This window comes from Klebsiella sp. 2019SCSN059, from assembly GCF_021739525.1.
Lineage (GTDB): Bacteria > Pseudomonadota > Gammaproteobacteria > Enterobacterales > Enterobacteriaceae > Klebsiella > Klebsiella quasipneumoniae.
This window is the reverse complement of the sequence record NZ_JAKKOM010000006.1, coordinates 55,715-68,124: the sequence shown is the minus strand read 5'-3', so window position 1 is coordinate 68,124 and position 12,410 is coordinate 55,715. Positions and strand designations below refer to the sequence as shown.

Genomic DNA, 12,410 nt, shown 5'->3' with positions numbered 1-12,410 from the left:
CCGCAGGTCCGCTGACCTGGCCGACAATCATTCCTGTTCCGGTGACTATTTCTGACACTGGCGGCAATAAAAGGTCGCCCGCTGGGCATGCTTGGTCCCGACAACCGGCGTGCCGCAGACCCGGCAGGGTTCGCCCTTGCGGCCATAGACCTGTAGCTCCTGGGCAAAATAGCCGGGCTTGCCATCGCTTTGCAGGAAGTCCTTCAGCGTGGTGCCGCCCTGCTCTATCGAACGCAGCAGGACCAGCTTAATCACCTTCACCAGCTGCTCGCACTCGTCCCGCGACAGTGAGGACGCCAGCCTGTCAGGGTGGATCCCGGCGGAGAACAGCGATTCACTGGCGTAGATATTGCCGACGCCCACCACCAGCTTGTTATCCATCAGCCAGGGTTTGATCGCGGTTTTCTTCTTCGCGCATTTCTGCTGGAGATAATCGGCGTTGAAGGCGTCGCTCAGCGGCTCCGGCCCCAGATGCGCCAGCACCGGGTGGCCTTCCAGCTCTTTGGTCCACAGCCAGGCGCCAAAGCGGCGCGGATCGGTATAGCGCAGGACTTTACCGTTACTCATAACCAGATCAACGTGATCGTGTTTTTCCGCAGGCAGCTCTTCGCTCAGGATACGCAGGCTTCCCGACATCCCGAGATGGACAATGATCCAGCCGTTCGGGAGTTCAAGAAGCAGGTATTTGGCGCGACGACGCACGCTGAGCACCGGAACGTCGCTCAGGCGATAAATCTCTTCAGAAACCGGCCAGCGCAGCCGTCCGTTGCGCACGACGGCGTGCAGAATGGTTGCGCCAACCAGGTGCGGCTCAATGCCGCGGCGGCTGGTTTCAACCTCTGGTAATTCAGGCATGATTTTCCTCCATTTACCCGGCGTATTGTGCTTCACGGACAGGTGGCTGAAAAGGGAGTGTGTGAAAGCAATATGGGGGAGTTTTAAAAACAAAAAACCCCGCCGGAGCGGGGTTTTTATACAAGGAGGCTAAAATTATTTGATTTTAGCTTCTTTGTAGATAACGTGCTGACGTACAACCGGATCGTACTTTTTCAGTTCCATTTTTTCCGGTTTGGTACGTTTGTTCTTCGTGGTGGTGTAGAAGTGACCAGTACCAGCGGAAGAAACCAGCTTGATTTTCTCACGAATACCTTTAGCCATGATTTATTTCCTCTAAGTACTTAGTACTTTTCGCCACGGGCACGCAGTTCAGCCAGAACTGTATCGATGCCTTTCTTATCGATTACACGCATACCTTTAGCAGATACGCGCAGGGTGACAAAACGCTTCTCGCTCTCAACCCAGAAACGGTGAGAGTGCAGGTTCGGCAGGAAACGGCGTTTAGTCGCGTTCAGTGCGTGGGAACGGTTGTTACCGGTCACCGGACGCTTGCCAGTAACTTGGCAGACTCGGGACATGTCTATTCTCCAAAAATCAAATTAGCTCGAGCTTCGTATGGGGTATTGGCGCCTCGTCAGGCTTTACAGCCTGGTCATCGCAGTTCAATGTGAACTCTCGACTGCCAGGCCCAAATGCCAAACCCGAGATTCTCAAAGGTGGCGTAGTATACGCTGACTCGGCGATGTGCTCAAGTCCCGAACAGACAAAGATCCCGAAGGATCGCCAGTTCGGGGCTAAATCCAGCCACGTTCGGCAAAAGATACATACGCACCGCGGCCGATAACCAGATGGTCAAGCACACGTATCTCCATGAATCGACAACACTTTACCACCCTTTCGGTAATCAGCCTGTCAGCCTGACTCGGCTCCGGACTACCGGAGGGATGATTATGCGCAAGGATCACGGCGGCGGCGTTCACTTTGATGGCTTCGCGTACAATTTCTCGCGGATGCACCTCAACGTGGCTAAGAGTACCAGAAAAAAGGCGGCTATGTTTCAACACGCGGTTCTGATTATCTAAAAAGATCACCATAAAGATCTCGCGCTCCTCTTCCGTCAGCTGGCTTTGCAAAAATTCCCGCGTCATCGAGGGGGTGACCAGCGCGGCCTCCTCAACCAGCTGCGAACTAAAATAGCGCCGCGCCAGCTCGGCAATCCCCTTCAGTTGCGCATATTTCGCCAGCCCCAGCCCGTCAACGGCAACCAGTTGCGCTTTATCAGCGGAAAGCAGAGCGTAGAGCGAACCAAAACGCTGCAATAACGCCTGGGCGTAGCTCAGCACATCCTGACGGCGTGTGCCAATGCGCAGAAACAGCGCCAGTAGCTCAACGTCCGTCAGCGCCTCGATGCCGAATTGCAGCATCTTCTCCCGTGGCATCAGATTTTCCGTTCCGTCCATGCGCCCTCCTGCGTGAATCAGCCTATCCTGGCACAACCTGACGACGCTGCCGACCCGCCGCTTTTCACCCTGCGTAGCCGCTCGCAAAGTGAATGCCCGTCAGAGGCACGACGGCGGCAGGATTGTGATAAGATGCGCGGATTCTGGTCTACGGCAACAGGAATACATCATGATGACTCTGGCGGGTAAAAAAATCGTCCTGGGCGTCAGCGGCGGTATCGCGGCGTATAAAACCCCGGAACTGGTACGGCGACTACGTGAACGCGGCGCGGAAGTGCGTGTCGCAATGACGGAGGCGGCAAAAGCGTTCATCACCCCACTCAGCCTGCAGGCGGTATCCGGCTATCCGGTTTCCGACAGCCTGCTCGATCCGGCGGCGGAAGCGGCCATGGGCCATATTGAGCTCGGAAAATGGGCCGACCTGGTGATCCTCGCCCCGGCGACCGCCGATTTGATCGCCCGCGTGGCGGCAGGCATGGCCAATGATTTGGTGTCGACGATCTGTCTCGCCACCCCTTCCCCGGTTGCCGTCTTGCCCGCCATGAACCAGCAGATGTATCGCGCGCAGGCCACCCAGCATAATCTGCAGACGCTCGCATCCCGCGGCCTGCTGCTGTGGGGACCGGACAGCGGTAGCCAGGCCTGCGGCGACGTCGGCCCGGGGCGAATGCTCGATCCGTTAACCATCGTGGAGATGGTTGCACAGCATTTCGCCTCCCCTGTCAAAGATTTGCAACATCTCAACCTCATGATTACCGCGGGCCCGACCCGTGAGCCGTTGGATCCGGTGCGTTACATCTCAAACCACAGCTCCGGTAAGATGGGCTTCGCGATTGCCGCCGCCGCCGCACAGCGCGGCGCGAACGTGACCCTGGTCAGCGGACCGGTATCGCTACCGACACCGCCCTTTGTGCAGCGCATTGATGTCACTACCGCGCTGGAAATGGAAGCGGCCGTCCAGGCCAGCGCTCAGCAGCAGCACATTTTTATTGGCTGCGCCGCGGTGGCGGATTACCGCGCCGCCGCCATCGCCGAAGATAAAATAAAAAAACAAGGTGATGAATTAACAATAAAAATGGTTAAAAACCCGGATATCGTCGCCGGGGTTGCAGCGCTAAAATCGCATCGCCCCTACGTCGTTGGGTTTGCCGCCGAAACGAATAATGTGGAAGAATATGCGCGGCAAAAACGTGCCCGCAAAAACCTCGACCTGATTTGCGCCAACGATGTTTCCCAGCCTAATCAGGGATTTAACAGCGATAGCAACGCATTACACCTTTTCTGGCAGGATGGGGAAAAGCGCTTACCACTTGAGCGCAAGGAACTCCTGGGCCAATTATTACTCGACGAGATCGTGACCCGTTATGATGAAAAAAATCGACGTTAAGATTCTGGACCCGCGTGTCGGCCAGCAATTTCCGCTGCCGACCTATGCCACCTCCGGCTCCGCCGGACTTGACCTGCGAGCCTGTCTCGACGACGCCGTAGAGCTGGCGCCGGGCGCAACCACGCTGTTGCCGACCGGCCTTGCGATTCATATCGCCGATCCCTCTCTGGCGGCGGTGATCCTGCCGCGCTCGGGCCTGGGTCATAAGCACGGCGTGGTGCTGGGCAACCTGGTGGGCCTTATCGACTCCGATTACCAGGGGCAACTGATGGTGTCCGTCTGGAACCGCGGTCAGCAGAGCTTTATTATCGAGCCGGGCGAACGTATCGCGCAGATGGTCTTTGTGCCGGTCGTGCAGGCGGAATTTAACCTGGTGGAATCTTTCGATGCCACCGACCGCGGCGAAGGCGGCTTCGGTCACTCAGGGCGTAAATAAGCCCAGCAACACGGAATCTGCATCCCAACGCGCATAATGCAATAACATCACCGCAAACTCTGGTTTGCGGTCGCGTTGTGGATGTCTGCCTGACAAGTGCTTATTTTCAGGGGTATTTTAAAACATGGCAGAAAAGCAAACTGCGAAACGGAATCGTCGCGAAGAAATACTTCAATCTCTGGCGCTAATGCTGGAATCCAGCGATGGTAGCCAACGTATTACCACCGCGAAACTGGCGGCTTCCGTCGGCGTTTCTGAAGCCGCGCTGTATCGCCATTTTCCCAGCAAAACCCGCATGTTTGACAGCCTGATCGAGTTCATTGAAGACAGTCTGATTACGCGCATCAATTTGATTCTGAAAGATGAGAAGGACACATCCGCGCGCCTGCGCCTGATTGTTCTGTTGATTCTTGGGTTTGGCGAGCGTAATCCTGGGCTGACGCGCATCCTCACCGGACACGCGCTGATGTTCGAACAGGATCGGCTGCAGGGCCGTATCAACCAGCTTTTTGAACGCATCGAAGTGCAGCTGCGTCAGGTGATGCGCGAGAAAAAAATGCGCGAAGGCGAAGGCTACACTCTCGACGAAACGCTGCTGGCCAGCCAGCTGCTGGCCTTCTGCGAGGGCATGCTGTCGCGCTTTGTGCGCAGCGAGTTCAAATACCGTCCGACGGATGATTTCGACGCCCGCTGGCCGCTGGTCGCCGCACAGCTGCAGTAGTTTTTTTGCATTGCCCGGTAGCGCTCTGCTTACCGGGCTTTTTCGTTACACGCCGTAGGCTTCGCGATAAGCGCGAACTGCCGCCAGGTGTTCCGCCATCTCCGGTTTCTCTTCCAGGTAAGCGATCAGCTCTTTCAGGGTGACGATCGAGATAACCTGGCAGCCGTAATCCCGCTCCACTTCCTGAATGGCGGAGATTTCGCCGCGGCCACGCTCCTGACGATCCAGGGAGATCAGCACACCCGCCAGCTGCGCGCCGTTGGCCTGGATGATCTCCATGGATTCGCGAATCGCCGTACCGGCGGTGATCACATCATCCACCAGCATGACCCGGCCCTGCAGTGGACTACCGACCAGATTGCCGCCTTCGCCGTGAGTCTTTGCCTCTTTACGGTTAAAGCAGTAAGGCAGGTCGCGGTCATGGTGTTCGGCTAACGCCACCGCGGTGGTGGTGGCAATCGGGATCCCTTTGTAGGCCGGGCCAAACAGCAGGTCGAACTCAATCCCGGAATCCACCAGCGCCTCGGCATAAAAACGGCCCAGCAGAGCCAGATCGCGCCCGGTGTTAAACAGGCCGGCGTTAAAGAAATAGGGGCTCTTACGCCCGGATTTCAGCGTGAACTCGCCAAACTTAAGAACCTGCTTGCTAAGCGCAAACTCAATAAACTGGCGCTGATACGGCTTCATGGATTCGCTCCTCATCTTACTTTTTTACGGTCAAAAAAAAGGCGACTTCTCAGTCGCCTTAAAAACTAATCTGCTAACGCCGCCTTCTGCGTCGTAATAATGGATTCGATCCCCCCTCGGGCTAACGCCAGGAGAGTGAGGAGCTCTTCATGGGTGAACGGCTCGCCTTCTGCCGTACCCTGCACCTCGATGATGCGACCATCTTCGGTCATCACCACGTTCATGTCGGTTTCCGCGGCAGAGTCTTCGATGTACTCCAGATCGCAGATGGCTTCGCCATTAACGATCCCAACAGAGACCGCCGCCACCATCCCTTTCATCGGGTTAGTTTTCAGCTTGCCGGCCGCCACCAGCTTATTCAGCGCGTCGGCCAGCGCCACGCAGGCACCGGTAATAGACGCGGTGCGGGTGCCGCCGTCGGCCTGCAGCACATCGCAGTCGAGGGTGATGGTAAACTCGCCCAGCGCTTTCAGATCAACCGCCGCGCGCAGCGCACGGGCGATCAGGCGCTGAATTTCCATCGTCCGGCCGCCCTGTTTGCCTTTTGCCGCTTCACGCGCGTTACGCGTGTGCGTTGAACGCGGCAGCATGCCATATTCAGCGGTGATCCACCCCTGTCCCTGTCCTTTCAGGAAACGCGGTACGCCTTCGTCAATGGAGGCGGTGCACAGCACTTTGGTATCACCGAATTCAACCAGCACAGAGCCTTCAGCGTGTTTTGTGTAATTACGGGTCAGGGTAACGGGGCGCACCTGGTTGGCGCTACGACCTGCTGGACGCATGATAGAAATCTCCGGCTTGAAACGAATGTGGCTGCGCATTATACGGATTAAAGGCGCTTATTCCTATCCTGATAAGGTCTCGAAAGCTATAATCCTCCCCACTCTCCTTTAAAAACAGGAACGACTATGATCCGCAGTATGACCGCCTATGCCCGCCGTGAAATCAAGGGTGACTGGGGTAGCGCCGCATGGGAGCTGCGCTCGGTAAACCAGCGCTATCTGGAAACGTACTTCCGCCTGCCGGAGCAGTTCCGTAGCCTGGAGCCCGTGGTACGCGAGCGCATTCGCGCCCGCCTGACTCGCGGTAAAGTCGAATGCACCCTGCGTTTTGAACAAGACCCCAGCGCTCAGGGCGAACTGATTCTCAACGAAAAGCTAGCTAAACAGCTGGTTAACGCCGCCAACTGGGTAAAAATGCAGAGCGATGAAGGGGAAATCAATCCGGTTGATATCCTGCGCTGGCCGGGCGTGATGGCCGCCAAAGAACAGGATCTTGACGCCATCGCCGCCGACATTCTGGCAGCCCTTGACGGCGCGCTGGATGACTTCATCGTCGCTCGCGAAACGGAAGGCCAGGCGCTGAAAGCGCTTATCGAGCAGCGTCTTGAAGGCGTGAGCGGCGAAGTGGCGAAAGTTCGCGCTCATATGCCGGAAATTCTCCAGTGGCAGCGCGAGCGTCTGGTCGCCAAGCTGGAAGATGCGGAAGTGCAACTGGAGAATAACCGTCTCGAGCAAGAGCTGGTGCTGATGGCGCAGCGTATCGACGTTGCCGAAGAGCTGGACCGCCTCGAAGCCCACGTAAAAGAGACCTACAACATTCTGAAAAAGAAAGAGGCTGTGGGTCGCCGTCTCGACTTTATGATGCAGGAGTTCAACCGTGAGTCGAACACCCTGGCGTCAAAATCGATCAATGCCGAGGTCACCAACTCTGCGATTGAGCTGAAAGTGCTGATCGAGCAAATGCGCGAGCAGATCCAGAATATCGAGTAATCTCAGATACCTTTCTGAAGGCCGGTTTACCGGCCTTTTTTCATTCATTTCAAAAGCACTATTTTTTATCCAGTACCCGGCAGGTCAAAAACGCCCCTGCCGCGCACAGCAGCGTCGGGGCCAGATAGCTGTGATCCATGTGGGTGAACTCCATCACCAGCACCACCGCCGTCAGCGGCATCTGCATGGACGCGGCGAGAAAAGCGGCTGCCCCCACCAGGGCGAAACTGCTTTCATCTCCGCCAGGGAACCCTGATTGCCAGAGCGCGCAGAGCAGCAGGCTGGCCAGCCCGCCCACCGCCAGCCCCGGGGTTAACAACCCGCCTTCCGCGCCGCCGCGCAACACCGCCAGGATCACCACCAGCTTCAGCCCTAACAGGATCGCGACCATGGAGTGAGGCAGCCCGTCGCTGAGCGCCAGCTGCATCGGCCCCTTGCCATTGCCCGGTAGCGCAGGGAACCAGAGGCTAAGGACGGCCAGAAGCGAAAACGCCAGCAGACAGAACACCGGCATCTGCCAGTTACTTCGCACGCGTGAACGCGCTGCGCTGGTCGCTTTGCGAAAGAGCCAGGCGCCGGCGCCAAGAATTGGGCCCGCCAGAATCGCCCACCAGAGAAAGGTGTGCGGAAGCGCGCTGGAAAAAAAAGGGTATTGCGATTCATCCCCTAACCCGAGGGTGGCCGTCCAGGCGGCAATCGCCGAGGTCATTATCGCCGCCAGCGTTTTTTCCCAGCTAAACGACTGCAGCATGACCTCGAGGGTGAACAACGCCCCTGCCAGCGGGACGTTATACACCGCCGCCAGGCCCGCGCCCGCCCCACAGGCAATCAGCGTACGGGTTTCATCCTCCAGCAGGCGCAGCTTACGCGCCACCATCCCCGCTCCCAGCGCGCCCATTTCCCGAGGAGCCACTTCGCGGCCAAGCGGGGACCCCAGCGCTACGGTGACGATCTGCAGCAGAGCGTGGATCGTCGTGGTGCCCGCGGGCATGGGGACGGAAGGGTTAGCCACCGCCGCGGCAATGGAAACCCGCTTCTGCCCATAGCGACCAAGCAGCCACCAGCCAAATCCGGCGACGATGCCGCCGGCCACGATTGCCGCGATGCGACGTGGCCAGGGCGACGCCGTGACGCCCTGTAAAAATGACACCGAACCAACGATATGCGCTGGACTGTAGCCAAAAGCCAGGTGCTGAATGGCATGTAAAATCAGCGCCAGCGCCATACCGGACAGACCGGCCAGAATCCCGGTTAATACTACGGCCATCAGGCGAGTCAGATAATGTTTGTTCCCGGCGGCGACACGCATTTTCTCATCTCCTCGAGAAAGAAAATAAAAGGATAAAGGTCGGGACTTAAACATTAGGTATTCATAGCGTTTTCAATATAGATAACCGATCGGGAATAAGACATTACTTTTTCTAATCTGTAAAAATTCAAAAAATAATACTTAACCACCAAATAAAGCCAATTTAAGCCATGTTGTCATTAATTTTTCCTGGCCTAACGACTTCACTTTAGAAAATATCAATCGTGATCCTGCGCACAAATCGTTAACCTGCCGGCCACTGTCTGGGGGGATCTATGCTGCTTCATGTTCTGTATTTAATCGGTATCACCGCGGAAGCCATGACCGGAGCGCTGGCTGCCGGTCGTCGGCGGATGGATACGTTTGGCGTCATTATTATCGCCACCGCGACCGCGCTGGGCGGGGGTTCTGTTCGCGATATCCTGCTTGGACACTATCCTCTCGGCTGGGTGAAGCATCCGGAATACGTCATCATTGTCGCCGTCGCCGCCGTCCTTACCACAATTGCCGCCCCGGTAATGCCGCACCTTCGCCGGCTTTTCCTGGTGCTGGATGCGCTGGGGCTGATCGTGTTTTCCATCATCGGCGCGCAGATCGCCCTGGATATGGGCGAAGGCCCGGTTATCGCCTCTATTGCTGCGGTCATCACCGGCGTTTTCGGCGGCGTACTGCGCGATATGTTCTGCAAGCGCATTCCGCTGGTCTTCCAGAAAGAGCTGTATGCCGGGATCTCGTTTGCCGCAGCGGTACTCTATATAGCGCTGCAACACTACGTCAGCAGCCACGATGTGGTGGTCCTGGCCACGCTGCTGTTCGGCTTTACCGCCCGCATGCTGGCGCTGCGCTGGAAGCTCGGGCTACCGGTCTTCCACTACACCCACGACGCCCACTAACCGCCTCAAAACCCGGGGATGCGCTGCCTGCTAAGCCATTGCGCCAGCGCCGCCACGTCAGGGTCATGCAGGAAAGCCACTAACTGTCGGGCTCTGATCGCCCCCACGCCCGGCAGCGTGCGCCATTGCGCTTCACTCTTTGCCGTGAGGAGGCGCCAGTTTTCACTGCCAGGCTGCGCCAGCGCCCCCTGGGGCACCGGGATCCCCATCGCCAGCACCCAGCGTATAAAAGGCCGTTTACGAATAAGATCAAACTGGTGCCAGAGGTGCTGCCCGCGGGCAGCTGAGATCCCCGGCATCGCCTGCAGCTGCTCCGGCGTGAGCGCCAGCCAGGAAAAAAGATGCTCCATCGGGTGCTGCTGCTGAATAACGCGCCATACGCTTTCCCCTACGCCATCGATATCCAGCGCCGACTTTGATGACAACCAGACCAACCGGGAAAGAAACTGTTCGCTGCACTCGGGGGTGGCGAAATAGCAGGTTAGCGCATTGAATTTCGCCGCCGGCGGCGTCGGTTTATGGCGCTCGACCGTCCGCCAGACAACAGCGTCGATCCGTGGAATACCCTGGCCAGCCAGACTGATCTGCAGCTGATCGCCAACCCCAATATCCAGCGCCTGCCAGCGGCTCACAGAGCCAACGTTAACCCGCTGCACGCGTTTGTCATCCAGCCGCTGGGGCTCAAGCTCAGCCACTACGTTGAGTCTGCCGCTGCGGCCAGTACTGAAATGGATCGCCCGTACCTCCATCACCCGCGATGCCGGAGGATATTTCCAGGCTGCCAGCCACTCGCCCCTTCCCGGTGACCAGACGCGCCCCGACGGTTCGCGTCCTTCACGCACAATCACGCCATCGCTGACGAAGGGGAGCGGCGAGCGATACCAGCGCTGGCGCCACTCCGCCACCTGCTCAACGCGCGTTATCGAATGGGTGTATTGTCCGCTGTAGCCAAACCCCGCCTGCGCCAGCAGCTGCTGTCGACGGCGCATATCCGAGGGACCGTCTGGCCAGGCCCAGATAAAAACGTCCAGCTGGCTGAGCGGCGCCGCCGCCGCGTCAGCCCGCATCATCAACCCGGCGACTTTCGCCCGCGCGTTCATTCCGCCAGCCTGCTGCTGAATATGCCCCTCCCGACGCAGAAATAGCTCCCCCTGCAGCACGCTGTTGGCCAGTTCGCCGGTCGTCAGCTTCGCCAGCGCCGGGATCTGCCGCGCTCGGGCGGTCCACAACTCACCGCGCAGGCCATCCCCGCGGCTAATAGCCTGAACCAGATGCCCCTGGCGATAGACCAGGGTGACCGCCACGCCGTCCACTTTAGGCTGTACCCACAGGTCGGCTTTATTTTTCATCCAGCGGGCCACGCTGGCCTCATCCGCCAGCTTGCGCACGCCGGTATGGGCGACCGGATGACGCGTATCGCCAGTCGGCGGAGGCAGATCGTCATCCTCCGGCGTCGCGCCCGGAAAGCATTGCCGCCACTGCGCCAGGCGCAGGGTGAGCTGGTCGTAAACGTCATCGCTCACCTCGCTGGCGCCCTGTCGCCAGTAAGCCTCGTTCCAGGCGTCAATCTGCTGATGTAGACGTGCGATCTCCTGTCTGCCTTTGGCCGGCGGCCAGTCCGGACACGTCGCCAGCGCGCTGGCGGAGAACATCCCTACCGCCAGCCACCCTCCTCCTTTACGCATTGCTGTCCCCTCCTTCATCACCTGGCGGAGAGTCTGCGGCAGAATGCCGGAAACCGCGACGGGCGCTTTTTCACCCTGCGAAGCGCCTTCCAGGATTTACACCTCGTTGCAGCAACGGCTGGCGAATTCAGGAAAACGGCAGGCAAAATGAAAGAAACAGCGGCAAAAAGTGTGACAAGGACTGCGTCACGCCGCGGCGACGTGTATAATAGGCTCGTATGTAGGACCTCTTTCGATAACCACATACAAAAGACACTCATGGCTCAAGGCACGCTTTATATTGTTTCCGCCCCTAGCGGCGCGGGTAAATCCAGCCTGATTCAGGCTTTATTAAAAACCCAACCGTTGTATGACACCCAGGTATCGGTTTCCCATACCACGCGGGCGCCGCGTCCGGGTGAAGTGCACGGCGAACATTATTTCTTCGTGAATCACGACGAATTCCGCTCGATGATTGGCGAAAACGCGTTTCTGGAACATGCAGAGGTCTTTGGCAACTATTACGGCACGTCGCGTAAAGCGATCGAGCAGGTGCTGGCGACCGGCGTTGATGTCTTCCTCGATATCGACTGGCAGGGCGCGCAGCAGATCCGTAAAAGCATGCCTGGCGCACGCAGCGTTTTTATTCTGCCGCCGTCAAAAGATGAACTGGACCGTCGCCTGCGCGGCCGCGGCCAGGACAGCGAAGAGGTGATCGCGAAACGAATGGCCCAGGCCGTTGCGGAAATGAGCCATTACGCCGAATATGATTACCTGATTGTGAACGATGATTTTGACACCGCCCTGAGCGACCTGAAAAATATCATCCGCGCTGAACGTCTGCGCATGAGCCGCCAAAAGCAGCGACATGGCGCTTTAATCACCAAACTATTGGCAGACTGAACCCACATTCAGTATCATGCCCAGTCATTTCTTCACCTGTGGAGCATTTTAAGTATGGCACGCGTAACTGTTCAGGACGCTGTAGAGAAAATTGGTAACCGTTTTGACCTGGTACTGGTCGCCGCGCGTCGCGCTCGTCAGATGCAGGTAGGCGGAAAGGATCCGCTGGTACCGGAAGAAAACGATAAAACCACCGTAATCGCACTGCGCGAAATCGAAGAAGGTCTGATCAACAACCAGATCCTCGACGTACGTGAGCGCCAGGAACAGCAAGAGCAGGAAGCCGCTGAATTACAAGCCGTTACCGCGATTGCTGAAGGTCGTCGTTAATCACACAGCGG

General features: G+C 57.8%; 15 protein-coding genes. 7 read left to right on the top strand and 8 right to left on the bottom strand.

Going from position 1 to position 12,410, the window contains the following annotated elements; all coding sequences use genetic code 11:
- Positions 1–45 precede the first annotated feature (45 nt).
- From mutM to radC, 4 genes are all read right to left on the bottom strand, one after another.
- The gene (gene mutM, locus L2I46_RS09440; protein WP_236947801.1) at positions 46–855 is read right to left on the bottom strand and encodes a bifunctional DNA-formamidopyrimidine glycosylase/DNA-(apurinic or apyrimidinic site) lyase; all 810 of its coding nucleotides are present in this window, start codon (positions 853–855) and stop codon (positions 46–48) included.
- A gap of 135 nt (positions 856–990) precedes the next feature.
- Positions 991–1,158 (bottom strand): 50S ribosomal protein L33, encoded by a 168-nt coding sequence (gene rpmG, locus L2I46_RS09435; protein ID WP_002922510.1) that lies wholly within the window; start codon positions 1,156–1,158, stop codon positions 991–993.
- Between the two features lie 20 nt (positions 1,159–1,178).
- On the bottom strand, positions 1,179–1,415 hold the full coding sequence (gene rpmB, locus L2I46_RS09430; protein WP_000091955.1) for a 50S ribosomal protein L28: 237 nt from the start codon (positions 1,413–1,415) through the stop codon (positions 1,179–1,181).
- A gap of 216 nt (positions 1,416–1,631) precedes the next feature.
- Positions 1,632–2,297, bottom strand: coding sequence for a RadC family protein (radC, locus tag L2I46_RS09425; protein ID WP_017900054.1), 666 nt, complete (start codon positions 2,295–2,297; stop codon positions 1,632–1,634).
- A 172-nt stretch (positions 2,298–2,469) separates the two neighbouring features.
- On the opposite strand from radC, the gene coaBC reads away from it, so the two are divergent.
- The 3 genes from coaBC (at position 2,470) to slmA (ending at position 4,841) form a co-directional block, all read left to right on the top strand.
- The gene (gene coaBC / locus L2I46_RS09420; RefSeq protein WP_004205070.1) at positions 2,470–3,684 is read left to right on the top strand and encodes a bifunctional phosphopantothenoylcysteine decarboxylase/phosphopantothenate--cysteine ligase CoaBC; all 1,215 of its coding nucleotides are present in this window, start codon (positions 2,470–2,472) and stop codon (positions 3,682–3,684) included.
- A complete protein-coding gene (gene dut / locus L2I46_RS09415) occupies positions 3,662–4,120 on the top strand; it encodes a dUTP diphosphatase (protein ID WP_004145270.1) in 459 nt (152 codons plus the stop codon). The genes coaBC and dut overlap by 23 nt, the downstream gene beginning before the upstream one ends.
- A 124-nt stretch (positions 4,121–4,244) precedes the next feature.
- Positions 4,245–4,841, top strand: coding sequence for a nucleoid occlusion factor SlmA (gene slmA, locus L2I46_RS09410; protein WP_004205072.1), 597 nt, complete (start codon positions 4,245–4,247; stop codon positions 4,839–4,841).
- 45 nt (positions 4,842–4,886) lie between these two features.
- Here the strand turns inward: slmA and pyrE are convergent, their stop codons facing one another.
- Positions 4,887–5,528: an orotate phosphoribosyltransferase gene (pyrE, locus tag L2I46_RS09405; protein WP_004205073.1), complete on the bottom strand. Its 642-nt coding sequence runs from the start codon at positions 5,526–5,528 to the stop codon at positions 4,887–4,889.
- 65 nt (positions 5,529–5,593) lie between these two features.
- The gene (rph, locus tag L2I46_RS09400) at positions 5,594–6,310 is read right to left on the bottom strand and encodes a ribonuclease PH (RefSeq protein ID WP_023319338.1); all 717 of its coding nucleotides are present in this window, start codon (positions 6,308–6,310) and stop codon (positions 5,594–5,596) included.
- A 126-nt stretch (positions 6,311–6,436) separates the two neighbouring features.
- On the opposite strand from rph, the gene L2I46_RS09395 reads away from it, so the two are divergent.
- Entirely contained in the window at positions 6,437–7,300 is an 864-nt protein-coding gene (locus tag L2I46_RS09395) for a YicC/YloC family endoribonuclease (protein ID WP_002922636.1), read from the top strand.
- A 58-nt stretch (positions 7,301–7,358) separates the two neighbouring features.
- Here the strand turns inward: L2I46_RS09395 and L2I46_RS09390 are convergent, their stop codons facing one another.
- Complete coding sequence (locus tag L2I46_RS09390; protein WP_236947800.1) at positions 7,359–8,609, bottom strand: chloride channel protein; 1,251 nt, start codon at positions 8,607–8,609, stop codon at positions 7,359–7,361.
- A gap of 275 nt (positions 8,610–8,884) precedes the next feature.
- Between L2I46_RS09390 and L2I46_RS09385 the strand changes: the two genes are divergently transcribed.
- Complete coding sequence (locus L2I46_RS09385) at positions 8,885–9,502, top strand: trimeric intracellular cation channel family protein (RefSeq protein WP_002922654.1); 618 nt, start codon at positions 8,885–8,887, stop codon at positions 9,500–9,502.
- Between the two features lie 5 nt (positions 9,503–9,507).
- On the opposite strand, the gene ligB is transcribed toward L2I46_RS09385, so the two are convergent.
- Positions 9,508–11,187, bottom strand: a complete 1,680-nt coding sequence (gene ligB / locus L2I46_RS09380) for an NAD-dependent DNA ligase LigB (RefSeq protein WP_101862241.1) — start codon at positions 11,185–11,187, stop codon at positions 9,508–9,510.
- Positions 11,188–11,445: 258 nt separating this feature from the next.
- On the opposite strand from ligB, the gene gmk reads away from it, so the two are divergent.
- Both gmk and rpoZ read left to right on the top strand, forming a co-directional pair.
- Positions 11,446–12,069, top strand: a complete 624-nt coding sequence (gene gmk / locus L2I46_RS09375; protein WP_101862240.1) for a guanylate kinase — start codon at positions 11,446–11,448, stop codon at positions 12,067–12,069.
- A gap of 54 nt (positions 12,070–12,123) precedes the next feature.
- Positions 12,124–12,399, top strand: a complete 276-nt coding sequence (gene rpoZ, locus L2I46_RS09370) for a DNA-directed RNA polymerase subunit omega (RefSeq protein WP_000135058.1) — start codon at positions 12,124–12,126, stop codon at positions 12,397–12,399.
- Positions 12,400–12,410 lie beyond the last annotated feature (11 nt).